The organism is Pseudarthrobacter niigatensis (assembly GCF_030812615.1).
Taxonomy (GTDB): Bacteria; Actinomycetota; Actinomycetes; order Actinomycetales; family Micrococcaceae; genus Arthrobacter; species Arthrobacter niigatensis.
Genome location: NZ_JAUSTB010000007.1, coordinates 50,226 through 75,132, shown reverse-complemented (window position 1 = coordinate 75,132; position 24,907 = coordinate 50,226). Strand labels below are relative to the sequence as shown.

The 24,907-nt window shown below is 66.6% G+C and carries 23 protein-coding genes and 3 tRNA genes; 8 read left to right on the top strand and 18 right to left on the bottom strand.

Annotation, left to right across the window (positions count from 1 at the left end):
* The first annotated feature begins 104 nt into the window (after positions 1 to 104).
* The gene (locus J2T23_RS12160) at positions 105 to 911 is read left to right on the top strand and encodes an exodeoxyribonuclease III (protein ID WP_307360286.1); all 807 of its coding nucleotides are present in this window, start codon (positions 105 to 107) and stop codon (positions 909 to 911) included.
* A 34-nt stretch (positions 912 to 945) separates the two neighbouring features.
* Complete coding sequence (locus J2T23_RS12155; RefSeq protein WP_307360284.1) at positions 946 to 1,830, top strand: DUF8083 family protein; 885 nt, start codon at positions 946 to 948, stop codon at positions 1,828 to 1,830.
* A gap of 7 nt (positions 1,831 to 1,837) precedes the next feature.
* Here J2T23_RS12155 and J2T23_RS12150 read toward each other — a convergent pair whose 3' ends face one another.
* The 5 genes from J2T23_RS12150 to J2T23_RS12130 form a co-directional block, all read right to left on the bottom strand.
* On the bottom strand, positions 1,838 to 2,890 hold the full coding sequence (locus tag J2T23_RS12150) for a LacI family DNA-binding transcriptional regulator (RefSeq protein WP_141158330.1): 1,053 nt from the start codon (positions 2,888 to 2,890) through the stop codon (positions 1,838 to 1,840).
* A gap of 152 nt (positions 2,891 to 3,042) precedes the next feature.
* On the bottom strand, positions 3,043 to 3,288 hold the full coding sequence (locus J2T23_RS12145) for a hypothetical protein (RefSeq protein ID WP_210411307.1): 246 nt from the start codon (positions 3,286 to 3,288) through the stop codon (positions 3,043 to 3,045).
* On the bottom strand, positions 3,288 to 4,187 hold the full coding sequence (locus J2T23_RS12140; RefSeq protein WP_109045843.1) for a carbohydrate ABC transporter permease: 900 nt from the start codon (positions 4,185 to 4,187) through the stop codon (positions 3,288 to 3,290). The genes J2T23_RS12145 and J2T23_RS12140 overlap by 1 nt, the downstream gene beginning before the upstream one ends.
* On the bottom strand, positions 4,184 to 5,221 hold the full coding sequence (locus J2T23_RS12135) for a carbohydrate ABC transporter permease (protein WP_307360280.1): 1,038 nt from the start codon (positions 5,219 to 5,221) through the stop codon (positions 4,184 to 4,186). Before J2T23_RS12135 ends, J2T23_RS12140 begins: the two co-directional genes overlap by 4 nt.
* 7 nt (positions 5,222 to 5,228) lie before the next feature.
* On the bottom strand, positions 5,229 to 6,518 hold the full coding sequence (locus tag J2T23_RS12130; protein WP_307360278.1) for an ABC transporter substrate-binding protein: 1,290 nt from the start codon (positions 6,516 to 6,518) through the stop codon (positions 5,229 to 5,231).
* Positions 6,519 to 6,658: 140 nt separating this feature from the next.
* Between J2T23_RS12130 and J2T23_RS12125 the strand changes: the two genes are divergently transcribed.
* Positions 6,659 to 8,467 carry a glycoside hydrolase family 13 protein gene (locus J2T23_RS12125; protein WP_307494194.1) on the top strand — a complete coding sequence of 603 codons (1,809 nt, stop codon included), beginning with the start codon at positions 6,659 to 6,661 and terminating at the stop codon, positions 8,465 to 8,467.
* Between the two features lie 33 nt (positions 8,468 to 8,500).
* Here J2T23_RS12125 and J2T23_RS12120 read toward each other — a convergent pair whose 3' ends face one another.
* The 9 genes from J2T23_RS12120 to J2T23_RS12080 form a co-directional block, all read right to left on the bottom strand.
* Entirely contained in the window at positions 8,501 to 9,112 is a 612-nt protein-coding gene (locus J2T23_RS12120) for a hypothetical protein (protein ID WP_307360273.1), read from the bottom strand.
* Positions 9,109 to 9,747 (bottom strand): hypothetical protein, encoded by a 639-nt coding sequence (locus J2T23_RS12115; RefSeq protein WP_307360271.1) that lies wholly within the window; start codon positions 9,745 to 9,747, stop codon positions 9,109 to 9,111. The genes J2T23_RS12120 and J2T23_RS12115 overlap by 4 nt, the downstream gene beginning before the upstream one ends.
* The gene (locus J2T23_RS12110) at positions 9,744 to 10,124 is read right to left on the bottom strand and encodes a hypothetical protein (RefSeq protein WP_141158336.1); all 381 of its coding nucleotides are present in this window, start codon (positions 10,122 to 10,124) and stop codon (positions 9,744 to 9,746) included. The genes J2T23_RS12115 and J2T23_RS12110 overlap by 4 nt, the downstream gene beginning before the upstream one ends.
* A complete protein-coding gene (locus tag J2T23_RS12105; RefSeq protein WP_307360268.1) occupies positions 10,121 to 10,312 on the bottom strand; it encodes a hypothetical protein in 192 nt (63 codons plus the stop codon). The genes J2T23_RS12110 and J2T23_RS12105 overlap by 4 nt, the downstream gene beginning before the upstream one ends.
* The gene (locus tag J2T23_RS12100) at positions 10,309 to 10,758 is read right to left on the bottom strand and encodes an Asp23/Gls24 family envelope stress response protein (protein WP_141158338.1); all 450 of its coding nucleotides are present in this window, start codon (positions 10,756 to 10,758) and stop codon (positions 10,309 to 10,311) included. Before J2T23_RS12100 ends, J2T23_RS12105 begins: the two co-directional genes overlap by 4 nt.
* Positions 10,759 to 10,949: 191 nt before the next feature.
* The gene (locus J2T23_RS12095) at positions 10,950 to 12,542 is read right to left on the bottom strand and encodes a glycoside hydrolase family 68 protein (RefSeq protein ID WP_307360266.1); all 1,593 of its coding nucleotides are present in this window, start codon (positions 12,540 to 12,542) and stop codon (positions 10,950 to 10,952) included.
* A 585-nt stretch (positions 12,543 to 13,127) separates the two neighbouring features.
* A tRNA-Phe gene (locus J2T23_RS12090) sits at positions 13,128 to 13,203 on the bottom strand.
* 48 nt (positions 13,204 to 13,251) lie between these two features.
* Positions 13,252 to 13,325 (bottom strand) — tRNA-Asp (locus tag J2T23_RS12085).
* Between the two features lie 90 nt (positions 13,326 to 13,415).
* Positions 13,416 to 13,488, bottom strand: a tRNA-Glu gene (locus J2T23_RS12080).
* Between the two features lie 164 nt (positions 13,489 to 13,652).
* Between J2T23_RS12080 and J2T23_RS12075 the strand changes: the two genes are divergently transcribed.
* From J2T23_RS12075 to J2T23_RS12055, 5 genes are all read left to right on the top strand, one after another.
* Entirely contained in the window at positions 13,653 to 14,669 is a 1,017-nt protein-coding gene (locus J2T23_RS12075) for a PHP domain-containing protein (protein ID WP_307360264.1), read from the top strand.
* 131 nt (positions 14,670 to 14,800) lie between these two features.
* Entirely contained in the window at positions 14,801 to 15,781 is a 981-nt protein-coding gene (locus tag J2T23_RS12070; protein ID WP_307360262.1) for a DMT family transporter, read from the top strand.
* 9 nt (positions 15,782 to 15,790) lie between these two features.
* Complete coding sequence (locus J2T23_RS12065; RefSeq protein WP_141158341.1) at positions 15,791 to 16,219, top strand: metallopeptidase family protein; 429 nt, start codon at positions 15,791 to 15,793, stop codon at positions 16,217 to 16,219.
* Positions 16,220 to 16,229: 10 nt separating this feature from the next.
* Complete coding sequence (locus tag J2T23_RS12060) at positions 16,230 to 17,150, top strand: cation diffusion facilitator family transporter (RefSeq protein ID WP_141158342.1); 921 nt, start codon at positions 16,230 to 16,232, stop codon at positions 17,148 to 17,150.
* Positions 17,151 to 17,334: 184 nt separating this feature from the next.
* On the top strand, positions 17,335 to 18,825 hold the full coding sequence (locus J2T23_RS12055; protein WP_307360259.1) for a C40 family peptidase: 1,491 nt from the start codon (positions 17,335 to 17,337) through the stop codon (positions 18,823 to 18,825).
* A gap of 45 nt (positions 18,826 to 18,870) precedes the next feature.
* Here J2T23_RS12055 and J2T23_RS12050 read toward each other — a convergent pair whose 3' ends face one another.
* The 4 genes from J2T23_RS12050 to J2T23_RS12035 are packed head-to-tail and all read right to left on the bottom strand — an operon-like array spanning position 18,871 to position 24,907.
* Positions 18,871 to 19,755 (bottom strand): ABC transporter permease, encoded by an 885-nt coding sequence (locus tag J2T23_RS12050; protein WP_307360257.1) that lies wholly within the window; start codon positions 19,753 to 19,755, stop codon positions 18,871 to 18,873.
* Positions 19,745 to 20,767 (bottom strand): ABC transporter ATP-binding protein, encoded by a 1,023-nt coding sequence (locus J2T23_RS12045; protein WP_307360255.1) that lies wholly within the window; start codon positions 20,765 to 20,767, stop codon positions 19,745 to 19,747. Before J2T23_RS12045 ends, J2T23_RS12050 begins: the two co-directional genes overlap by 11 nt.
* A 45-nt stretch (positions 20,768 to 20,812) precedes the next feature.
* Positions 20,813 to 21,991: a LolA-like protein gene (locus J2T23_RS12040; protein ID WP_307360252.1), complete on the bottom strand. Its 1,179-nt coding sequence runs from the start codon at positions 21,989 to 21,991 to the stop codon at positions 20,813 to 20,815.
* Between the two features lie 57 nt (positions 21,992 to 22,048).
* Positions 22,049 to 24,907 carry a PEP/pyruvate-binding domain-containing protein gene (locus J2T23_RS12035; RefSeq protein ID WP_307360250.1) on the bottom strand — a complete coding sequence of 953 codons (2,859 nt, stop codon included), beginning with the start codon at positions 24,905 to 24,907 and terminating at the stop codon, positions 22,049 to 22,051.

The following is a 24,907-nucleotide window of genomic DNA, read 5'->3' as shown; positions in this document are numbered from 1 at the left end:
AATATACCCGCCGCCTGCTGCCCGGGACCAACCGCGGCCGGACGGCGGGACCGGGCCCGCGAGGGCTTTACCGGGCGCGCGGCCGCCAAGGTAAGTTAGGAACCGTGAAGATAGCTACCTGGAATGTGAACTCGCTCCGTGCCCGCGCCGACCGCGTTGAAGCCTGGCTCCAGCGCAGCGACTGCGACGTCCTGGCCATCCAGGAGACCAAATGCAAGGACGAGAACTTTCCGTGGGAACTCTTTGAACGGATGGGTTACGAGGTGGCCCATTTCGGGGTGAACCAGTGGAACGGCGTTGCCATCGCCTCCCGGGTGGGGCTTGAGGACGTGGAACGGACGTTCCTGGACCAGCCCTCGTTCGGCAAAGCCGGAAAGGACCCGGTGCAGGAAGCCCGCGCCATGGCTGCCACCTGCGGCGGCGTCCGGGTCTGGAGCCTCTACGTCCCCAACGGCCGCTCCCTGGACGACGAACACATGCCGTACAAGCTCAAGTGGCTCGAAAGCCTCAAGACGCACGCCCAGGCGCTGGTTACGGAGAACCCGCAGGCGCAGGTGGCCTTGATGGGGGATTGGAACATCGCGCCCTTCGACGATGACGTCTGGGACATCGACCTGTTCATCGCCAACCGGGCAACGCACGTCAGCCCGCCGGAGCGGGAAGCGTTCCACGCCTTCGAGTCGGCCGGCTACACCGATGTGGTGCGCCCCTACACCCCCGGCCCCGGCGTCTACACCTACTGGGACTACACCCAGCTGCGGTTCCCCAAGAAGGAAGGCATGCGGATCGACTTCATCCTCGCTTCCCCCGCCCTGGCCGCCCGTGTCACCAGCGCCTCGATCGACCGCGAGGAACGCAAGGGCAAGGGTGCCTCTGACCACGCCCCCGTGCTGGTGGAATTGGCCGACTGATGACCGCGCCCTGGACCCATGCAAGGAGACCGTCGTGACGGGGAACCTCTACCGGGGCCAGGCCGGCCTGCCTTTCTCCTCCACGCTGCGCGTCTACGAGCCCTTGGAGGCCTTCCCGGAAGAACAGCGTCCGGCCATCGCGGCGGCGGGCGCGCAGGCCGTGTCACGCGCCGCCGTCGAAAACGCTGAACTGCTCGCCTCGCTGGGACGGATTACCCGCTCCGGCGGGGACCCTTTTCCCACCGGACGCACTGACCTGGTGCGCGTCACCACGGCACCGGGCGGTGGAACGGCCGACGACGGTGCTGACGCCGGCAATGAGCCAGTCCTCCTGTATTGCCCCAGCCAACTGGTCCTCCGCGCCGGACTGGCCGCCAACGCCCTGGTGGAGGGGATTCACGGCCCGCTGGCCGAACTGCTGATCCCTGAGGAACAGCGCGACCGGCACCAGGAGCGGATCGACCTGGTGAAGGCGCGCGACGGGTCCGTCCGTGTCCACACCCGTGCATCCACCTGGGGTATCCCGTTCAGCTGGTTCTCTCTGTTCATGGAGTCCGACCGCAAGGACGTGGTGGAGGCAGCCGGGCGGATCCTCACCGTACGCGTCTGGGCGCCCATCACCGATGCCCTGGAGCGGGCCCGCTACGCAGTGGCCAACCTGGCCCTCGCCGCCCCGGACCTGGACATGCTCGATGACCTGGCCCAGCTGACGGAATGGCTCGAGCTGTTCCACGTGAGCTCCATGGTGGAACTGGACTACGGGGCCGTGGCGGACAAGGTGTACCCGGACGAATCCCCCATGGATATCAGGCTGGGCATCGAATGCCTGGCGGAGGGAGATATGACCGGTGCCGCGGCAGCCTACCGCCGGCTGGCCTCGCGTTGGATTCCCATCCGCCAACTGGCCCGCGCTTCCTGAGGCGGTTTCAGCCCTTGGGAGGCGCCGTGGTGCGCCGGATGATGAGTTCATGGGGCGCCACTGCGGAGCGGACAGCCCCGACCTCGCCGTCCAGTTCATCCAGCAGCATCTTCGTCGCCAGTTCGGCTTGTTCGTCCGGGCGCTGCCCCACAGTGGTCAAGCCCATGGCGGCAGCGAAGTCGTGGTTGTCGATGCCCACCACGGACAAGTCGCCGGGGACACTGACACCTATGCGGTTGGCTTCGAAAATGACGCCCATGGCCATTTCGTCCGAGGCGCAAAAGATAGCCGTCGGCTTCTGTCCCGGACCCGACCACAGCCGGCGGAAAGCCTCCTGGCCACTGCGCACGGTGAAATCGCCCCATTCGTCCCATTCCGGCCGGGTGGGCAGACCGGCTGCGGCCATGACGTCCTTGAATGCCAGGATGCGGACGCGGGGAACGTCGAAGTTCAGGTCTGTCTCGTCGTCGCCGTGCAGCAAGGCGATGTCGCGGTGCCCCAGGTCGATCAGGTGCCGGACCGCGGTGGAAGCGGCGGCGTAATCGTCGATGCCAATGTAGGGGCACTCCTCGACGTGCCCTCCCACCACTACCAGGGGAATGTCGATCTTCTGGAGGTGTTCGATCTCGTCATGGCTGAGGGCCATGCAGAGCACCAGCAGGGCATCGATCTGCTTGTACACCATGGTCTTGCTGAAGAGCCGCTCGCGGTTGCTTCCGTGGCCCCCAAGGTTGAAGAGCGAGAGGTTGTAGTGCCGGGCGTGCAGTTCGCGGTCCGCGCCCTCGATTGCTTTTGAAAAGAACCAGCGGCTGACGAACGGGGCCAGGACGCCAATGGTTTTGGTGCGACCCGTGGCCAGTCCGGAAGCGGAGGACGAGGCCACGTAGCCCAGGTTTCCGGCCACTTCCAGGATCTTCTCCCGGGTGGCTGGGGAAACCCGGGGCAGTCCGCGGACCGCGCGGGAGACGGTCGCTGTGGAGACTCCGGCGGCGGCGGCCACGTCTTCGATGCTGACGCCGTTATGGCCGCCCCGCTGGGACCTTTCCGTTGTCCGTGCCACCGCGTCCCCCTTTTAACTCCTTTTCGGCGTAGGGCCGGCTGGCCCTGCGTTTACCCCCGGCCTTGTATTTTTCCATTCCGGGTACGGGCAGTGATAACCGGACCGGCGGCTGCGTGCAAAGTCACAGCCACCGGTAACCGGTGCCTTCTTCACTATCGTCGGGCTGGAAGTTTCCGGCGCAGCCGTACCATCCCGTACAGGGCCAGCAGGCTGGCCAGGAGGCCCAGCGCCCATCCAAGGGCAGGTTGGGCTGTGACTTCCATCCACACAGTGACTACCAGGAGGACCAGCGCCCAGAATGCGAGGAAACCAATGATGATGTCGAAGTCCTCACCCGAGCGGACCAACCGGCTGCGGGTTCCCGCCCCCGGGGTCCGGGGGCGGGAACTGGCGCCCATCACTTAACAGCACCTGCCGTCAGGCCGGCCACGATCTTGCGCTGGAAGACCAGCACCAGGATCACCAGCGGGATGGTGACGATGGTGCCCGCGGCCATGATGGCCGTGTACGGGATCTGGTTGGGCTGTGCACCGGCGAAGTTGGCGATGGCCACCGTCACCGGCTGCGTTGCGTCGCTGGACAGCTGGCTGGCAATCAGGAACTCATTCCACGAGGAAATGAAGGCCAGGATTGCGGTGGTGAAGATTGCCGGAGCAGCGAGCGGCATGATGACCTTGCGGAACGCCTGCCCCTGGGTGCAGCCGTCCACGCGGGCTGATTCCTCGAGCTCCCACGGCATTTCCCGGAAGAACGAGGTCATGGTGTAGACCGTCAACGGGAGCACGAAGGAGATGTTCGGGATAATCAGCGCCTGGTACGTACCCATCCAGCCGATGTTGGTGAACAGCTGGAACAGCGGGGTGATCAGGGCAACGCCGGGGAACATGGAGGCACCCAGGATGAAGCCGAGGACCAGGAACTTGCCCTTGAAGTTCAGGCGGGCCAGGGCGTACGCGGCGAAGACACCAATCAGCAGGGACACCACCGTCACGACGCCGCCGATGAACACACTGTTCAGCAGCGCCTGCCCAAACCTGTTGCCAAAGGACGTATCGAAGGCAGTCTTGAAGTTGTCCAGGGTGACATGGGTGGGGAGGATCGAGGTGTCGTAGGTGAAGCCCACCTCACGGAACGCCGTGACCACCATCCAGTAGGCCGGGGCAAGACACCAAAGCAGCACGATGACCGCACTGATGTAGGTCCTGCCCTGTGCCCACTTTTCCCGGTTCTGGGCTGCCTTGCGGCCCTTGTCCTGCCGGGCCCGCAACGCCGAGGCGTCTGCTGTTGCCGTGGTCATTTCTTCCCCTTTCCTGTGGCGCCGCTCTGCTCAACCACGTTTGCCCCGAGGAAGCGGACAAAGATGAAGGCGACCAGGAAGATGATGATGAACGTGATGGTGGACAGGGCAGCTGCCGCGTTGAAGCCTTGCCTGATCTGGTTGATCACCAGGATGGACAAGGTGGTGGTGTTGTTGGCACCGCCGGTGAGGATGTACGGCAGGTCGAACATGCGAAGCGCATCCAGGGTACGGAACAGGACTGCCACCATCAGCGCGGGCTTGACCAAGGGCAGGGTAATCAGGCGGAACCGCTGCCAGGCAGTGGCGCCGTCCACCTTGGCGGCTTCATAGACTTCCGCCGGAATCATCTGCAGGCCCGCCAGGATCAGCAGCGCCATGAAGGGCGTGGTCTTCCAAACGTCCGCGATGACAACGGCCCACTTGGCCGGCCATTCGCTGCCCGTCCACAGGATGGTGGTGTTGAACAGCTTGTTGGCAATGCCCTCGAAGGCGAAGATGAAGAACCAGAGCTTGGCCGTCACGGCGGTGGGGATGGCCCACGGCACCAGGACAGCTGCACGGACCAGGCTGCGGCCGCGGAATTCACGGGCCATGATCATGGCCATCCAGAAACCCAGAACGGTTTCGAATGCCACCGTTACGACGGTGAAGAAGAATGTCGTAGCGGTGGCGGACCAGAACTGGCCGCCCAGGGTGCCGGGCGGGCAGGCAACAGTTCCGCCGGCAGGGGCCGAACACTGCTGCGCCAGCCAGTTCACATAGTTCTGGATGCCGGCCGGGCCACCTGCGGTGAACAGCCCTGTGGCAGGGTCCAGGCCGGCGTCCTTCTGGAAGGACATGACGATGGCACTGATGATCGGGTAAACAATCACAATGCCAAGGGCGATGATGGTGGGAGCGAGCAGCCAGGACGCCCAGCGCCCCTGGCTGGCGATCCTGTTGTCCTCCCCCACACCCTTGGGTGCGTGATGGACGGGGGTACCGCCCGACGCCGGTGCCTTGACCGGCGTCGGGCCTAATTCGGTTGCCATGGCAGAACTACGATCCCGCACCGGCGGATTCGATGGACTTCTGCATGTCAGAAAGTGCTGTTTCCACTGACTTTTCTCCCTTAATTGCGGAGTAGGCATTATCTTGGATTGCCTTGGTAACAGCCGGGTAGAACGGCGTCACAGGACGCGGCACGGCTTTGTCGATCGACGTCTTCAGGACCGGCAGGTAAGGCAGCTTGGCAACCAGCTCCTGATCCGAGTACAGCGACCCGAGGACCGGGGCGAGGGAGCCCTGCGTCGCGTAGAACTTCTCACTCTCGGCAGACGTCAGGAACTTTACGAAGTCCAGGGCGGTGGCCTTGTGCTTGGAGTACACGCTGACCGCGGTGTTGTGGCCGCCCAGCGAGGATGCACCCGGGCCGTCCTTGCCGGGAAGGGCCGTCATGCCGAACTTGTCCTTGACCGCCGACGACCCTTCAGTGCTCATCAGGCTGTAGACGTAAGGCCAGTTACGCAGGAACAGGAGCTTGCCGCTCTGGAAGGCCTGCCGGCTGTCCTCTTCCTTGTAGGTGATGGCTTCCTTCGGGATGTTGCCGTCGGCGTAGGCCTTGGCCAGGTTCCCCAGGCCGGCCTTTGCCTCGGCAGTGTTCAAGCTCGGCTTGCCGTCCTTGTCCAGAACCGAACCGCCTGCGGAGTTAATGGCCTCGGAGGCATTGACGGTGAGGCCCTCGTACTTGCTGAACTGTCCGGCGTAGCAGCCGATGTTGTTCTGCTGGGCGATGGAGCACATGCCCATCATCTCGTCCCAGGTCTTGGGCGGGTTGGGAACCAGGTCCTTGCGGTAGAAGAGGATACCGCCATCGGACGTGCGCGGAGCAGCATACAGGGTGCCCTTGTACGTGGCGCTGTTGACCGTTGCCGGGAGCATGGCACTCGTGTCGATCGCCATCTTGTCCTTCAGCGGCTGCAGCCAGCCCTTGGCAGCAAACTCAGCCGTCCAGACCACATCCACGTCGGTCACATCGTAGTCCGACTGCTTGGCCTGGAAGTGCTGGACCAGGTCGTCATGCTGCTGGTCCGCTTGGTCGGTCTGCTCCTTGAAGGTGACCTGCTCATCCTTGTGGGATGCATTCCACTTATCGATCAGCGGACGGATCACGTTGTTGTTGTCCTTGCCCTGCACGAAAGTGATAGGGCCGCGGGAGTCAAGGTTGGCGTCAGCATCGCTGCCGCCACCGCCTGTGGTGCCGCCTCCACCTCCGCCGCCGCAGGCGGACAACGTCAGGGCCAGAATGCCGGCTGTGGCAGCCGGAAGCAGGAATCTCGGGGTTTTCATTAGCTTGAAGCTCCTCGCTGAGTGACAAGTAAGTCGACAGTGCGCTTGCTAGGTGAGGTTGATGTGGTGACCATCACACTAGTAAGGTTGCTGTCTGCAATGCAAGCGTTTACATCAAAAAGTTATCAGAGGGGAACCAAATGACCGATCCAGCCGTTCCGGTGCCGGGCCCAACCCCTTCTGCATGGTGGGCGGACGCCGTGGTTTACCAGATTTATCCCCGGTCGTTTGCGGATGGTAACGGTGATGGCATGGGCGATCTCCGCGGCGTCACGGGCCGTCTTTCCTACCTGGAGTCCCTTGGAGTGGATGCCATCTGGCTCTCTCCGTTCTACAAGTCGCCGCAGGCAGACGGCGGATACGACGTGGCCGACTACCGCCAGGTAGACCCGCTCTTCGGCTCCCTCGAAGATTTCGACGCCATGTTGCAGGAAGCTCACCGGCGCGGCCTGAAAGTCATCGTGGACCTGGTTCCGAACCACACCTCTGACGAGCATGCCTGGTTTCAGGAGGCGTTGGCGGTACCCCCGGGGAGCCCTGCGCGGGACCGGTACATGTTCAGGGACGGCAAGGACGAGGTCCCGGGATCCGGCGACGGTGGCCGGGCCCCCAACAACTGGAAATCCGTGTTCGGCGGGCCGGCCTGGAGCCGGGTGCAGGAGGCCGACGGGTCGCCGGGCCAGTGGTACCTCCATCTGTTCGATACCAAGCAACCGGACCTGAACTGGGACAACCCGGAGGTCCAGGAGGAGATGCGTTCGGTACTGCGCTTCTGGCTGGACCGCGGGGCCGACGGCTTCCGGGTGGACGTTGCCCACGGCCTGGTAAAGGAAGCGGGACTTCCGGACTGGGACGGTGTTGCCGCCATGGTGGAGGGAACCTCCACTCCCCGCCTGGAGAGCCATCTGCCCGGGGACGCTCCCCACGCCCACACCGACGCCGAAGAACCCCACCGGTCCGTGTCCCCCATGTATCCGCCATCTCCTTTCTTCGACCAGGACGGCGTCCACGCCATCTACCGGGACTGGCACCGAGTCCTGGCGGAGTACGGCGGGGACCGCATGATGGTGGCTGAAGCATGGGTGGAGCCGGCCGAGCGACTGGCCCGCTATGTCCGGCCGGATGAAATGCAGCAGGCCTTCAACTTCGACTTCCTCCTGGCAGGCTGGGATGCCGAACGCATGGCTGACGCCATCGACGCCTCCCTGGCGGCGGCAGCATCCGTGGGGGCTCCGTCCACCTGGGTGCTCAGCAACCACGACACGGTGCGGCACACCACCCGGTTCGGCCTCAAGGATCCCACCACGTTCCCGAAGGGCATCGGGGCCGCCGACGAGCAGCCCGACCCGGCGCTGGGCCTGGCGCGGGCCCGCGCGGCCACGCTGGTTGCGCTGGCGCTGCCGGGTTCCGCCTACCTTTACCAGGGCGAGGAGCTGGGCCTGCCTGAGCACACCACCCTTCCCGATGAGGCGAGGCAGGACCCCACATTCTTCCGGACCCATGGTGCCGAAATCGGGCGCGACGGCTGCCGGGTCCCGCTGCCATGGACTGCGGACCAACCCGGGTACGGGTTCTCCGGTGAGTTGTCCGGCGAGGCACGCGAACCATGGCTCCCCCAACCGGAAAGCTTCGGGCCCTTGGCCGCCGACCTTCAGGACGGCGAGGAAGGCTCAACCCTTGAGCTGTACCGGGCAGCCCTGTCCCTTCGTGCGGCACAACAGCTGGGCCGCGGCAGTGTGGAGTGGACGGATGAACATGCGCCGGACAGCGGCCTGCTGGCGTTCCGGAATGGAGGCGTCACGGTCCTGTCCAACATGGGATTCGCTTCCGCCCCCGTACCCGAGGGGTTGGCCGTGGTGCTGTCCAGCGGTCCCGAGCCGGCCGAAGAATGGACCGGCATGCGGGAGGTTCCCGTGGACACCACCGTGTACCTCATGGGCGGCAGGTAACCGCAGCGCGCCTGGACGCCCGCCGGCGGCATGTCAGCGGACGCGTTCAGCCCTGCTGAAGCGTGTCCGCGCCCCGGCGCCGATGTGGATGAGGACGGGAATCTTCTTGCCCACCACGGCCTCCAGGGCGTCCACGAGGCCGGTGACCTCGGCGGCCAGCAGGTGCGGGGCCACGCCCTGGCGCGGCAGGAGCCGGACCTTCAAGGCCGGCGTTCCCTGGACCTCGTAGGTGGTGACGGTTGCACCGGCGAGGTCGGGGCGCCCTTCAAGGGCATGCCGGAGGGCCTGTTCTGCCACCCCGCCACCGATGCGTACGTCGCCGGGGGTCTCGCCGGGATCGTAGTCAAGTGCCAGGAGGTTTGACTTGCCCTTTCCCTGCTGCGCGATCCACGCCACCATGAGCCCCATCAGTGCCAGCAGCGCCAGCGCCACCACGATCCACAACCAGCTTTCCGGGCGGCCCGGGAACCGGGTGGAATCGAACAACTGGTTGATGCCGCCCCAGGCACCGGAAGACCAAGAGTGCCACCAGGCGCCCACGGAGGGAACGGTGGCCAGCAGCACCAGGAGGAGTCCGGCCCCGAGCAGCAGCAGGCCCAGCACGGTAAGCAAAATACGGTTGAGCAGTGCCGGGGTGCCGTTCATGCCCCGATCACCCCCGATGGCGCCACATTGACGCGAGGAATGGGTGCCGGTTCCAGCAACATCCGGTCCAGCTCATCCCGGACGGCCTCAAGTACCCTTTCCGGGTTTACCGGGACGCCGGAGGTAGGGCGGACATTCACCAGCACCTGCCGCTGGGAGACGACCACCATGACCTGGTCCGGGGTGACATTGGCGGCGAGGCGCGCGCGGCGGGCCAATGAGGATGCGATGACCTCGTCGTCCACCACCACGGCAGGGAGCCCTTCTCCGGATGCGCCAGCCAGCACGTGGCGCGCACGTTTCCCTGGGAGGATCCCACTAAGCAGGAAGATCAATCCCAGCATCGCGAGCACGGCGCCGATTGCCGCCAACAGCAGCGGGGGTATCCCGGCGGGAAGGTCCACGATGCGCTGGGCAGCGACTTGCGGCTCCACCAGCCACGCCGGCTGCCCCACTGCGTGCACCCCGGATTCGAGGACGCCGTAACCGGCCAGCACCAACACCAGGACGGCAGCCACAACCGAAACCACGGCCCTGCCGGAATGTGTCTCGCGGTAGACCACCCTGTCCATGTCCGGGCCGCTGCGTCTCCGGGTCCCGCTGCCGGCCCGGCGGCTCTCCACGCTGCTGCTCACCGTACCCGCCCTTCTGTACTGATCCTTGCCCCGCTGATGCGGATGTCCACCCGGCTCACCTGTGAACCGCTGAGTTCCGACACCTTCGCCAGGATGCTTTCCTTGGCCTTCACGGTGCGGTCCCGGATGGAACCTCCAACGATGCCGATTCGCGCCCGGTCCGCTGCCACGGCCTGTAACGGCGGGATGCTGATGGGGGCGACGAGGGACAAGGCCAGCAGGCCGTCGTCGTCCGTCCAGTCCGCACGGATGTCCTGGGCGTCGACGCCCAGCGCCTGCGCAGCGGCCGCTTTGGCAAGGCTGGTCAAGGCCTGGGTACTAATCCGGTTATGGCCGCTGAGCGCCTGCGCACGCACAACGGGCGCGGGCGAACTCATGAGGACGAGCGCCGGCCGATGATGGCATCGAAAATGCCGCGCAGGTCCAGCTTTCCTTCGGCGGAGCGGCCCAGGAGGGCCCCGATGGCCATGAAGAGAAGGGAAACCAGGAAGCCCCAAAGACCGAACTGCAGCGACATGAACGCCACGAATGCGCCTATGGCCGTGCCTGCCACGGTGAGGTTCACAGCAGCGCCTCCCGTTCGGAAGCGGCCGGGGCTGCGGTCTTGACCGGGGGTGGGACATAGACGTCGGTGATCTCGACGTTCACCTCGATCACCTGCAGACCCACCAGTTCTTCGACCGCCCGGTAAACGGCGGCACGGACGCTGTTGGCCAGCGCATGCAGGGGCGTTCCGTAGCTGGCCACCAGGGTGATATCGACGGCTACCTGCGTTTCGCCTACTTCCGCGTGGACACCCGCGGCGTGGTCGGAGCTTCCCACGGCGTCGCGGATGGCGCCCAGGGCACGGGACGGGCCCGACCCCAGGGAGTAGACGCCGGGAACCGCGCGTGCGGCGATCCCCGCGACCTTTGCCACGGCGGTCTCGGAAATAACTGTCCGGCCCGGGCCGGGAGCCGGGCTGGCGGCAGGACGGTTGGGCACCACGGGTTGTGGGTTCTGGTATTCCATCAGGCACTCCCCCTTCTGTTGGTTCCACCCTATCCCCAGGCTGCGACAGATGGGCTGGAAACCCGTCGGCGCCACCGCACAGGACCGGGTCCAGGAGTGGTTGAAGGAAAGCGGTTAAAGGAACCAGGCGGGGAGCCGTGGGACTCCCCGCCTGGTTCACGTACTGCTTGAAGCTGCCGCGGTGGGCAGGCCTACTTGTAAAGGCCTTCGCCGCCGACCCTGACGTTGGTGGGCAGGTAGCCGAACGGACCCAGCCCGTTCCGGCCGAACGTCCTGTCCACCTGGGACACGCCGTCGCGGAAGTTGATCTTTACCGTCGGCGAGAGGGAACCGCCACGGACCCCGTTGACGTTGTCGATGAAGGACTGCACCAGGCCGCCGGGCTGCACGTAGTGCGAGTATGCCTGGAACTGCCGCCCGTTCTGGTTCGGCGTGGGCGCCTCCGGGGACTCGGACGGAAGGTTCAGGTCCGTGGGCGAGCCGAGGGCCAGGCCACTGTTGTTCATGGGCTGGTAGTCCGAACGGATGCCGTTGCCCACGAACCCGTACACGCCGTCGGGACCGCGCATCCCTGCCGCGTAGGTGAACTGGTGGCTGATGGTGAACAGGTAGTACTTGTTCTTGCCGTTTTCATTCTGGATGAAGATCTGCGGGCGCTCGGTCTGGTCGTTCACGCAGTTCCCGGAAAGGATGGGCGGGAGGAAGGACCACTTGGTCAAATCCTTGTTGTCCGCGACCGCCAGCCCAACGTTGGCCGTCTGGTAGAACGCGCCGCTGTTCTGGACGTCCGTGACGCTTTCTGCGTGCGGGTCCCCGGGGCGGTAGCCCAGGTCCTCGGCCTTGCACTGGTAGTCGCCGCGGTTTTCCGCGGTGTTGCCTTCGAACACCATGTAGGTCTTGCCGGGATGGGCCGGGTCCTGGAAGGTGTACGGGTCGCGGAACGCAAAGCCGGCGTTCTGCGCCTTGGTCTGGTACATCTTTCCGTCCGGTTCCAGCAGCTTGGTGTGCTCGAACCCGTCAAAGGTAACGCCGTTCTGGTCGGCGTGGATGTTTCCCAACGCCTTGGCGATGACGGCGTCGGGGGCGATGCCGCCGCCGCCGGCGTTCCGCTCGGCCACATCGTAGAAGGTGGTGGCGGTATAGAAGACGTTCACGTGGTTGCCCTGCATCAGGCGGGTGGAACCGGACCACTCGGTGTTTCCGATGGACGTGTTGTCCAGGAACAGGTGCCCGCCGTAGTTCCACTTGTCCTTGGCGGGATCAGCGTTGGTCTTGCGGAAGAAGTACCCGATCCGGGCGTTCCAGTGGCGCTGGTCAAAGCCGTATCCGGCGTGCCGGTCGGCGACCAGGGAGAAGATGACGTCCCACCCCTTGTAGCTGATCTGGTTCGCGTTTTCGTCTGTCAGGGACCAGGTGTCCCAGACCCAGACGTCGTCATTCATGGTGGGGAAGTCCTGCGGGATCTCCGGCATGGTGACGTCAGGGCTCATGGAGTTTGCGCCCGGGGAGACGGTGGAGTCGCTCTGCGCCATGATCTGCTTGGCGTCTGCGCGGGTCCACTTGGAGGTGAAGTCCGACGCCGGGTCAAAGGCCTGCTGCGTGTGCTGCGTCGGCAAGGGGAAGCCTGGCGTGGGGGCAGGCATCTGCTGGACGGCGGGCGGATCTGAGGGCTCATTGGCCTGGGCCGCGGGGACGGCCAGGAAGGCCGAGGCGGCCAGGGTCGCCGCCAGCGCTGCGGCCGCAGTGCGCCACCGCAGCAGCCGGGGTTGGGGGTGCTTGTGCATTTCTTGCTCTTCTCGCGGAGTTGTGACATTTCGTGGAAGGCGGGCGTATGCCCATGATCCCGAAACAAACCGCGGCCCCGGCGACACCTCAGGCGTCATCGGGGACGCCGTTGTGCTGCGGGTGGAGGCAGGCCTGGGTAGGGCCTGGCCGGCCGATGGAAAGCAAGCTGTCCTCCGGCCGCGCTCCACCGTAGACGGGGTGGAACGGACAGTTCAAACCCTGTTTCACACACCAAAACGGGTTACCGGCGAGTAGAGTGCAAGCGCTTACATCAACCAATGCGCGCGCGTGCCATATCCGTTTGGCGCAGGTCAAATGTTTCACAAGTCAGACAAACAATTTTCCCAGGCCGGACGGAATGTTGCCTGCGCCACACAGTGCGGGACCCGCCGCTGTCCCGTTTACGGGACCAACGCATATACCCGCACCAGCTCCGAAGCTTGTGCGCGTACCACGACCCTCAGCGTCGCGATCCGCGAACAAGGTAGAGGGTTATGCGACCAAGCTGGAGGGTTATGGGGCCCGGAAACCGGGTGAGCCTTAAAGCAGAAAAGCACCAGTTCCGAAGAACTGATGCTTCCCAGTGGTGGCTCCGACCGGCGTCGATCCGGTGACCTTTCGATTTTCAGTCGAACGCTCTACCAACTGAGCTACAGAGCCTAGGTGACTAGTCACCATGACAGCCGGAATTTCTTCCAACAATCAGAGCGACCCTGACGGGACTTGAACCCGCGACCTCCGCCGTGACAGGGCGGCGCGCTAACCAACTGCGCTACAGGGCCTTGCGTTTCTTGCTTTGCAGTATCTCTACCGCTTTTTTCAAGGCTTCCAGCCTACCAGACTTTTTTAGCCTGCTTGACCAGTTCCTTGCGTACCCCCAACGGGATTCGAACCCGTGCCGCCGCCGTGAAAGGGCGGTGTCCTAGGCCGCTAGACGATGGGGGCCAGAACCCGTTCGGAACAAAACAAAAGGCGTCAAGCGGGGCTTTCCGTCTTTGTCCTCTGCGTTTCTCCGAACTGGACTCTAAAACTATAGGGGCTAACCCGGAATATTCCAAAATCGGCGGAAAACCCCGCCGTTTGGGCCCTGGACGGGTCAAGATGGACGGATGGATGCCGTCGATGCGCTCAACGAGATCGCTTTTTGGCTGGAGCGCGGACGCGCGGCCACGTTCAAGGTCCAGGCCTTCCGGAAGGCAGCCGCCGCCATCAGCGCGCTCGGACCGGAGGAAGTGGCCGCGCGGGCCAGGAACGGGCGGCTCAAATCCATGAAGGGGATCGGGGACCGGACCTTCACGGTGATCTGGCAGGCGGTGGACGGCCAGGTCCCCGAGTATCTGGCAGACCTTCGGGAGAAGGGCGCCGTGCCGCTTGCATCCGGCGGTGCAGAGATCGGCGGGGCCCTGCGCGGGGACCTTCACAGCCACAGTGAATGGTCCGACGGCGGCTCCCCCATCGAGCTGATGGTGGCGGCCGCGGAGGTGCTGGGCAGGGAGTATGTGGCCCTGACAGACCACTCCCCCAACCTCACCATCGCCAACGGCCTGTCGCCTGAACGCCTGCGGGACCAGCTGGACGTGGTGGCGGGCATCAACGGCAAGGGCGGACCCACCCGGCTCCTGGCCGGCATCGAGGTGGACATCCTGGAATCGGGCGAGCTGGACCAGGAACCTGAACTGCTGGACAGGCTGGACATCGTGGTGGCCAGCGTCCATTCAAAACTCCGGGCAGACCGGAAGACCATGACGGCGAGGATGCTCGGGGGCGTTACGGCCCCGCAAACCAACGTCCTGGGCCACTGCACCGGCCGGCTGGTGGAAGGCTCGCGCGGGACCAGGCCGCCGTCGGAATTCGATGCCAAGGAAGTGTTTGCCGCCTGCGCAGAGCACAGCGTCGCCGTGGAGATCAATTCCCGTCCGGAGCGGCAGGACCCGCCGGATGCCCTGATCCAGCTGGCCCTGGAAGCCGGTTGCCTGTTCTCGATTGACAGCGATGCCCACGCCCCCGGCCAGCTGGATTTCCTGCAGTACGGTGCCGAACGGGCGGCCCGCAACAACGTTCCGGCAGACCGGATCATTACCACGTGGCCGGTGGACAAGCTGCTCGCCTGGGCTTCGCGGAGCTAGGCCCTCCTCGGACCGTCAGCGAAGCTGAACCCCGCTACTCGACGGCGTCTGCCAGCTTCTGCCTGGCCCGGGGTCACCCACACGGCCGATTTCCGCCAGTCCGGTGCCTGCAGCAGCCGTACATTTGATTCATGCCTTCCACCAGTCCCGCCCGCCAGCCCCTGGTTTCCCCCGCTGCAGCGCCCACGCCAGTGAAGGCTCTCGGCGTGGCGGCCATGGTGGTTACCGTGATGCTGTGGGCCTCCGCGTTCGTCGGCATCCGCGCCATCGGGCCGCACTTCTCCCCCGGATCCCTGACGCTCGGCAGGCTGGCGGTCGCCGCCGTCGTCCTCGCTTTCCTGGTGGTGCCGCAACTGCTCAGGAGCCGGATGCTGCCCAGGGGGCGCGAATGGCTGCCCATCCTCGCCTATGGCGTAATGTGGTTCGGCGGCTACAACGTAGCCCTGAACGCCGCCGAACACATCCTTGACGCCGGCACCAGCGCCCTGCTGATCAACGTCAACCCGATCCTGGTGGCCATCATGGCCGGCATCTTCCTCAAAGAGGGTTTTCCCCGCTGGCTGCTCATCGGCAGCACGGTGGCGTTCACGGGAGTTGCACTGATCGCCCTGGGTTCCGGACAGCCGCGCAGCGCCGGGGAAAGTTCGACGACGGACCTGGCGGGCGTGGCGCTTTGCCTCCTTGCAGCGGTGCTCGCCGCAGTCAGCGTCATCATCCAGAAGCCGGTGGTGCGGAAGTTCCCGGCGGCGCAGGCAACCTGGTTCGGCATCATCGTTGGCGCGGTGTGCTGCCTGCCTTTCGCCGGGCAACTGGCGTCCGAAGTCCGGGCCGCCCCTCCGGAGGCCACCTGGGCGCTGGTGTACCTTGGCGTGTTTCCCACTGCAATCGCCTTCACAACCTGGGCATACGCGCTCTCGCTGGTGGAAGCCGGGAAACTGGCTGCCACGACCTACCTGGTGCCCGGGACCACGGTGCTCATCTCCTGGCTGCTGCTCGGGGAGATCCCCACAGCCTGGGGACTGGTGGGCGGGCTGGCCTGCCTGGTGGGAGTGGGACTGACCCGGCGCAGGACGCGCCCCTCCCGCATCGGGACGGGCCGGGCGGCGGGCTAGAGTCGGGGTATGCCAGCCAGCCTTCCGCCGGGACTGCCCATCATTCCCGAAGGGCCGCATGAACCGTCAGGTTTCACCATGTCTCCTGACGAATTCGAAGCAGCCGTCCAGGATGCCCTGGACAGCATTCCGGACCGACTGGCCCGGGCCATGGATAACGTGGCAGTCTTCATCGACGACGATTACGTGCCGGGCCCAGGGGAAGACCCGGACACCGTGCTGCTGGGGCTGTACGAAGGCGTCCCCCTGACCGAACGCGATTCATGGTGGGACGCCGGCTCGCTCCCGGACCGGATTACCATCTTCCGCGAACCCATCCTGGAAATCTGCGCCTCCCGGGACGAGGTGATCCACGAAGTGGCCGTCACCGTGGTCCATGAGATCGCCCACCACTTCGGGATTTCCGATGACCGGCTGCACGAGCTGGGCTGGGGCTAGCCTTGTAGGCATGGGACACGACCACAACCACGGCCACGGGATCACTGCCACCGGGCGGAACCGGAAACGGCTGGTGGCGGTCCTGGGGATCACGCTCGGCGTTGTGGTCATCCAGATCGTCGGCGCGGCCCTGTCCGGGTCGCTGTCCCTGCTGGCGGACGCAGGGCATATGCTCTCCGACGCGGCCGGTGTCACCATCGCCCTGCTTGCCGCCTGGATCGCCGGCCGCCCGGCGAGCGACCAGCGGACTTACGGCTACCAGCGGGCAGAGGTGCTCGCGGCGTTGGCGAATGCGCTGATCCTGATCGTGATCTCCGTAGTGATTTTCACGGAGGCCATTCGCCGGTTTGGCGCACCCCCCGAGGTGCAGACGGACATCATGCTGTTCGCCGCAATCCTCGGCGCCGTGGCAAACCTGGTATCGCTGCTGGTCCTGCGTGGGGGGCAGGAGGAGAGCCTGAACATCCGCGGCGCCTACTTGGAGGTGCTGGGCGACCTCCTGGGCTCGGTGGCCGTCATCATCGCCGCCATAGTGATCCTGGCCACCGGCTTCCAGGCAGCAGACACCATCGCATCCGTCCTTATCGCGCTGATGATCCTCCCCCGCGCCTGGAGCCTGCTGCGCGACGTGGTGGACGTCCTGCTGGAGGCCAGCCCGAAGGGAGTGGAAGTCCAGATGATCCGCGAGCACATCCTGTCGGTAGCCGGTGTGACCGACGTCCACGACATCCACATCTGGACCATCACCTCCGGCGTCCCCGTCTTCTCAGCGCACGTGGTGGTGGAGGATGGGGTGCTGAACGCCCGGGGCGCCGACCAGTTGCTGGACAAGCTCATCACCTGCCTGGGCTCCCACTTCGATACCGACCACTGCACCTTCCAGCTGGAGCCCGCCAGCCACTCAGAACACGAGGAACACCAGCACGCCTGACCCCGACACACCGTGGTGATTTCCGTGGAGAATGACATCTTTGTGGTTTATGTTATTCATGTGACTGCTGTTGCCAATGTGCATATCGTCACGTAACCTCGGACTGCTGGCGAGCAGCTGAGGGGCACCGTCGTGCCGCATCCAGAACCTCACTCCCAGCCTTACCGTTGCGAGGTCTCTGCAGATGGCTATACCCGGATCCGGCCGCAGGACCGCTGCGCTGTGCGCCGCCGTCGTACTCTTTGCATCTGTGGCCCCGCCCGCGCTGGCGGCGCCGGCACCATCCGCACCCATGGTCCGTCCCGCATCACCGGAGATCCCGTCCCCGGAGGACATCGCCGCCGCGAAGGCAAGTGAGTCCGCGACGGCAGACCAGGTCACGGCAATCGAGCGGATTCTGGCGGATGCGTCAACTGCCCAGCAGGCGGCGTTCGCGGTGGCCATGCAGGCCAACAATTCCTACAGTGAAGCGCTCGTGGAACTGCAGCAGCGGACTGAAGCGGCTTCCGTTGCCGCCGCCAAAGCATCGTCCGCCCGCGACCAGCAGGACAGGACCCGGAAGCAGGTGGGGCAGCTCGCCGGCGACCTGTACCGCAACGGCGGCTTGAACCCCACCCTCGGAACCCTGGCCAGCGGCAGCGACAGCCTCCAGCAGGCCGCCACCCTTGAGGCCCTATCCGCCAGCCGCAGCCGCGCGTTCGAAGCCGCGGACAGCGCAGCCACCGCCTACCAGTCCCTGACCGCAGCTGCGGATGATGCCACCAAGGCTGCTGACGACGCCGCCAAGACCGCCGAGCAACGGAAGTCCCAGGCGGAGCAGGCCAACGCCGCGCAGGCAAAGGCAGTCGCCGATGCCAAGGCACAGCGGACCGTCCTGGTGGACCAGCTGGCCCAGCTCCGCAACACCACCGTGGCGCTCGAATCCGCGCGGGTGGATGCCCTTGACCGGCAGCGCGAAGAGGCACGCCTTGCTGCTTTGTCCGCTGCCGCCGACAAAGCAGTGGCCGATAAAGCAGCACAGGACAAGGCAGCCAACGACCAAGCCGGCCGCCAGGACGGTGCAGGACAGAACGGCGGCGGACAGGTGGCTGCCCCTGCGGCTCCCGCTCCCGCCGCGCCAGCCCCGGCAGCCCCCGCGCCGGCGGCACCGGCCCCCGTTGCAGCAGCACCTGCCCCTGCCGCCCCGGCACCTGCCCCGGCCGCCCCGGCACCCGCTGCTCCGGCCCCTGCTCCGGTTGCCCCGGCACCCGCACCTGCCCCCGCCCCGGCGCCTGCGCCTGCGCCGGCGCCTCCCGCCGGCTCGGGCACGTACGAGGCAGCGATCTCCGTCGCCTTGGGCAAGGTGGGCGCACCCTACTTCTATCAATGGGGTGGCACGGGGCCGTATGGTTTCGACTGCTCGGGCCTGGTGCAGAATGCCTTCGCCGCGGCCGGTACGTACCTTCCGCGCACCGCGTCCCAGCAGTACGCGGCAGCCCCCGTCCACGTTCCGATTTCGCAGGCCCGCCGGGGTGACCTGCTGGTCTGGGGTTCCGCCCCGAACTTCTACCACGTGGCCATCTACCTGGGGAATGGCCAAGTGGTCCAGGCGCTGAACCCCCAGGAGGGCATCACCGTTTCCACGATCAGTTCGATGGTGGGCATGGACCTGTATCCGTACGCGGCCCGCTACTGAGCTGCTACCTGGGGCTGCATCTCTTGAAGGCTCCGGCCGCCGTCGTCAGCTCAGAATGTCCTTGGTGACGAACCGGCCATACGCGAGCGCCCCGAACACCGCCACGTAGCCGGCCTGGAGCAGGGCGTTGCTGCCGAACGAGTCCCACACCAGTGGCTGGCGCAGCATGTCGGCGAAACCCAGCCAGTAATGGCTGAAGAGCCACGGGTGCAGCCACTCCAGCTGGGGAAGCTGGTCCAGGACCTCGGACACCACAGACACCACCACGGTGGCGGCCATGGCCCCCACCGGAAAAACGGTCAGCGTGGACAGGAACAGCCCGATTGCCGAGAGCCCGGCGAGGGACAGGGCCAGGTAGGCGGCGATCAGCAGTATCCGCAGGAAAGCTTCGCCAGGCTGGACTACCCCTCCGGAGAGCAGTGTCACCGGGCCTACGGGGAACAACGCAGCCCCAATGGCCGCACCTGCCAGGCCAACGGTCAACGGAGCCGCGATGCAGAAGGCCAGTGCCCCCGCGTACTTCACCAGGAGGAGCCTCACCCGCCCGGCCGGCGCCACCAGCAGGTACCGGAGGGTGCCCAGGTTGGCCTCTCCGGCGATCGTATCGCCGGCCACCACCCCCACCGCGAGCGGCATGAACAGCGGGACCGAGACCAGCATGGCGGTGAAAGCCACAAACAGGCCGTTCTGGGTGATCCGGTCGAGGAATGCAGGGCCCCGCCCCGGCGGGACCCTGGAGGAAACCTTCACGGCCACGGCAATGAGTACGGGGATGGCGGCGAGCGCCAGGAGCAGGGCCCAGGTCCGCCGCCGCCCGAAAAGGACCTTGAACTCCGACCCCAACAGGGACAGCCCGGAACTGCGCGGCACTGCGGCTGGCCGGGCTGTTCCGGCAGCCTCCGGAAGATCCGCGGGAACACTACTGGGCAACGTCGAATCCTTCCCCGGTCAGGGCAACAAAGCGGTCCTCAAGGCTTTCACGTTCGACGGCGAAGCCCCGGACACGGACCCCCGCCTGGACCAGGCGCGCCACGACGTCCTCCGGCAGCACGGCTGGTTGCAGGCTCGCATCCAACGCCGCAACGATGGTCTCCCCGTCCGGCTGGGGGCGCCGTGGTTCCGGCGCCTGCGGGCCTGGACGGCCCGAACGTGCAGGCTCCCCCTCGGCGTCCCCCAGCCCGGGCACCAGCCCCAGCCCCGCCAGGATCTGCCGCGCCGCACCGCCGTCGGGTGTTACCAGCCGCAGGCGCGTGCTTCCGGCCTGGCGCAACTCGGCCAGCGGCCCCTGCGCCACGAGCTTGCCGGCGCTCATGACCGCAGCGTGGGTGCACATCTGGTCCACCTCGGCCAGAAGATGGCTGGAGACAAAGACAGTGGTGCCCTGGTGCGCCAGCGAGCGCACCAGGTTGCGGACTTCGCGGGTCCCCTGCGGATCCAGGCCGTTGGTGGGCTCGTCCAGGACCAGGAGGTCCCGGGGCGAGAGCAGTGCGTTGGCGATGCCCAGCCGCTGCTTCATGCCCAGGGAGTACGCATGCACGCGCTTCCCTGCGGCGTGTTCCAGGCCTACACGCTGCAGGGCCTGCTGCACGCGGGCCCTGCGCGTGGCAGGCACAGTGTGCGGGCTGGCGGAATCGAGCCGGTGGAGGTTGGCGGCGCCGGACAAAAAGGGGTAGAACGCGGGGCCCTCCACCAGGGCGCCGACGCGCGGCAACACCGCATGGAGTTTGTCCGGCATCTCCTGGCCCAGCAGCGTCACGGTGCCTGCAGACGCGGCAGCCAGTCCCAGCAGCATCCGGATGGTGGTGGTCTTCCCGGACCCATTGGGCCCGAGGAATCCGAAGACCGTCCCGTGCGGGACGGCCAGGTCCACGTGGTCGACGGCGGCCTGCTGGCCAAAGTGCTTGCTGAGGCCCCGGGTCTCAATCGCCAGCCCCGAAGTCACCTGGCCTGCTCCGGCCCGGCCGCCACTCCCCCGCCCGGCCAATGCCTACCGCGCTGCTGCTGCGGCCTGCAGCCCCTCGGGCGGCACCATTCCAGCGAATATCCGGCCGTCGTCGGTCACCAGGATGTTCAGCAGCGCGGTGGAGAGCAGCCGGCCGCCGGGTACGGCGATGGCGGCCTGGGACAGCAACGGGTCCTGGAGCAGTGGTTCGGCCGCCGCAGCCGAGCCAGCCGCCGTTCCCACCACCGTCTCCCAGCCGGTACCGGTGACGGCAACATTCCCCTTGGCACCGCCGTGCATGGCACCCGGGCCATGGGCATCGGCAGGATCATGGGACTTTGCGGGATCATGGGGATTCTCCGGGACCGGGATCTCCTTCACCGTGCTGCCCGGGGGCGGGCTGAAGCTGAAGACTGACGGGTCCGGCGCGTCGAGCGAGAGGCTGGTGAACCCGGAAGCGAACGCAGGCTTGTCGGCGCCGCGAGCGGTCACCTGGACGGACAAAGGCATCCCGCTCTCACCGTCGACGGCGATGGCCACCTTGCCCACCAAGGTCCCGTCCGTGCGGGGCTCGAGCAGCAGGTTGTAGGCGGCACGCCCCGCAACGGATACATCGGGGCCAACGGAAACGGCAGTACTCGGGTCCACCTTCGACAGGAACTGCTGGGCCAGTTCAGCGGGAGTGTGCATGCCGGGTGACCCGTGCGGGTCGTTTGGAGGCGCGGGGTCCGTTGTGGGGGCAGGGCCCCGGGCGCGCTGGGGCAGGGCCAGATGGGCTGCCGTGTTGTCCTTTGAGGAGTAGAACCAGACATCGTTTCCGTGGCGAACCACGTCCCGTTCGGCCAGTTGGTCCATCACCTGTACACGGGCGTTGTCTTTGCCGTCCACGTAGATATGCGCGGTGTGGTTGCCCGTCAGGAGCTCAATCACCGAAGCGACACTGCCGGCGGACGCAGGACCGGACGCGGACCCGGATGGTTTCCCGGCGGCCGGAAGTTCCGGCAGCCCCAGGTCGGCCGACTGTTCCAGCGTGCCCGAGAATGTGCCCCCTCGGTGGCTGGCGGCCAGCTCGAGGACCTGGGCGGGCGTCTTGGCGGGGAGAGGGTTGCTGGCACCGGCCGGAAGGGACCCGACCAGGGCTGCGGAGGCGATGGCCGCCGGAGCCACGACGGCCGGAAGCCATCGCAGCCACGCCTTGCGGCCCCTGGTGCTGCTTCGTTGCACGTTGATGTGTTGAGACTGTCCGCTGGAATCCAGCCTGTTGGAGCCCATAAACCAAGACTACGCCCGCGCAGGGGGGTCTGTGCCCCTGGGGACGGGTCCATTCCGGGGGTTGCCGGGGTGTTCCGGCACGATGGTTCCTGCGGCGCCGTCGACCGTTATTCTTTGGCCCGTGCTGATCAGGCCGGTGGCGTCCGGCACTCCGACCACCGCGGGAATACCGTATTCCCTCGCAACGACGGCGCCGTGGGAGTTGGCCCCGCCCATCTCCATCACCAGTCCTCCCGCCGTCAGGAACAGCGGTGTCCAGCCCGGGTCCGTGGACGGGGCAACCAGGATCTCGCCGGGTTCCAGGCGCGCCCCGACAGGATCCAGGATGACCCGTGCCGCAGCGGTCACCGTCCCGGCCGAGGCCGGGCTGCCGGCCAGGGTTCCGTTTGGCACGGCTCCGTTTCCTGCGGGTCCGACGGCGGTACGAACCGCTTCGGGTTCCGTGCCGTCCGAGAGCAGGACCCGGGGGATGTGCCGGCGCCTGAGCTCCACGGCATAGTCCTGGCGCCGCGCCGCCACGAGGGTCTGCATGTCCCGGACGGCAGCCCCGTTGTTCCCGGCTGTTCCGGCCAAGGCCTGCCGGGTCTCGGCGAAGTCCAGGAAGAATACGTCGTCGGGCCTTTCCACCGTTCCCGCCTGCGCCAGTTCGTTGCCCACCAGGAGCAGTTGGCGGCGGACTTCCCCGAGGGCCAGCACCAGCTGGTACTTTGGCAGCTCGCGCAGGCCGGCGAACAGCCGTGCCCTGCGGAGCGCGGCACGCACCAGCCGTCCCCGGATCTTGCCGCGTGCGGATGCCCTGGCCACAAGCCGGGCCACCTGCGCCTCGGCGTCCTCGGCGGCCTTGCTGAACTGGGCGTCTGGTGCCAGGGCCGGGTTGTCCAGCCGCAGGTAGTTGGCAAGGATTCCCAGGATGTGTGCCGGCTCCTCCGACCACCGCGGGAGTCCGACGTCGATTTCGCCCACGGCCCGGTGGCCGTACCTGTCCAGGAACCTTGCCAGGCCGTTGTCCAGGCGCGCCGGCAGTCGGCCGGCCTGGAAGGCTGCAGCCAGGGCTGCGGGGTCGCCGTCCATCAGGGCGGTGCGTGATTCGGCGTCCTCCTGGATTGCCTGTGCCAGGTGCCACAGCTCCAGGTCCATTTCCGTGGTGACGTTGTTGGGCAGGCCGCGGATCACGGGCTGCAGCTCGGCCCAGGAATCCCCGCCCAGCAGCTTGCCGGCAACACCCAGCATCGCAAAGCCAAGGGCGGGAAGGGGAAGGATCGCCGGAACGATCCGGAACAGGCGTGAGCCCACCAGCTCCTCGGCATGGTCAAGGCGTGCCAGTGCGGCCGCGTCCTCAGCGGGAGCCAGGGAAGCGTCGAACTCCTGGATAAAACGGTCCAACCGGCGGAAGGCCGCGCTGGGACGGAACAACGCACGGAGGAAGTTGGCGGGAACCTCTGCCCGGACGGCCGCGGGCACGACGTGCCGCAGCAGCCCGAAAGGCGTCCTGGTGGTCACCGAAAAGGCGGGGTCTGCGAACAGTTGCCGCATGACCGTTGCCGTCCGGGCTTCCATGATGTCGAAGACGCGGGGAACGAGGCGGCGGCCCACGCTGCTGCGGATGGGCGTGGTGAAGTCGATGTAGATCCGCTGCCCCGCCTCGGCGTACGGGGACGGTCCTCCCCGGGGGTCGGGAACGGGGAACCCGGCAACGGTGGCCACCGATGAGGCGATCAGCCGGACGGCCGCAAGGCCCATCGGAGTAAGAGGCCGGGTGAGTCCCTGCGCGAGGCTGAAGCAGAGGTACGCCCTGGTCCCGCCGGCGGTGGAACCCGGCGGAACCCGGCCGGCGGCACCATTACTCCGGGGGACGGGATAGAGCGTGGTGATGGGCCTCGATTGGGTCAGCCATTGGGCGCCCCCGCCGTCCACGGCCCATTCGGTGTCCTGCGGGGCACCAAAATGTTCCCCGGCCCGCAACCCCAACCGCACCAGGCCGGCCACTTCCCGGTCCGTCAGGCAGGCGGCACCCCGGCGGCCCGGCACCTCTCGCAGCTCAGTCCCGCCGCCGGCGGCCGGACGTATCTCAACGGTCTTGTCGCCGGGTTTGCTTTCCAGCACCCTCCCGGTCAGGGCGTCCACCACGAAGTGGTCCGGGTTGACCGCGCCGGAGACCACAGCCTCGCCGAGGCCCGGGCTGGCGTCGATCACCACCTGCCGGCGGCTGCCGGTGACCGGGTTCGCCGTAAACATCACGCCCGCAGTCTCCGCACCCACCATCCGCTGGACCACTACCGCGAGCGCCACGGTGGCCGGGTCGATCCCGAGGCTTGCCCGGTAGGCGGTTGCACGGTCGGTCCACAGCGATGCCCAGCACCGCCGGACGGCATCCAGCACCGCGGCGGTGCCCACCACGTTCAGGTAGGTGTCCTGCTGGCCGGCAAAGCTGGCGAAAGGCAGGTCTTCCGCCGTGGCGGAAGACCTTACTGCCACCGGGACGTCGGGACCCAAGGCGGTGTAGGCCTGCTCCACCGCCTGGGCAACTCCTGCGGGAATGGGAGCCGCCAGGATTGCTGCGCGGGCGGTTCCGGCGAGTTCTGCCACATCGGGTGACGCCCCGCCGGCCCCCGCCCCATCCCCATCCCCATCCCCAAGCGCGGCGTACACCCCGGCCAGCGGCGGAAGCAATGCATCGGTGGCGCCTATAGCCTGCCGGTATGCAGCGGTGGTGAGGCAAAACCCCTCCGGAACCGGCAGCCCGGCAGACAACAGCTCTCCAAGGTTCGCAGCCTTGCCACCCACCAGCGCCAGCATTCCGGCGTTGAGCTGGGCCAGGTCCAGCACCAGCCCGCCGGACCCGTCATCGGTTGGGGTGCGCTGCGTCAT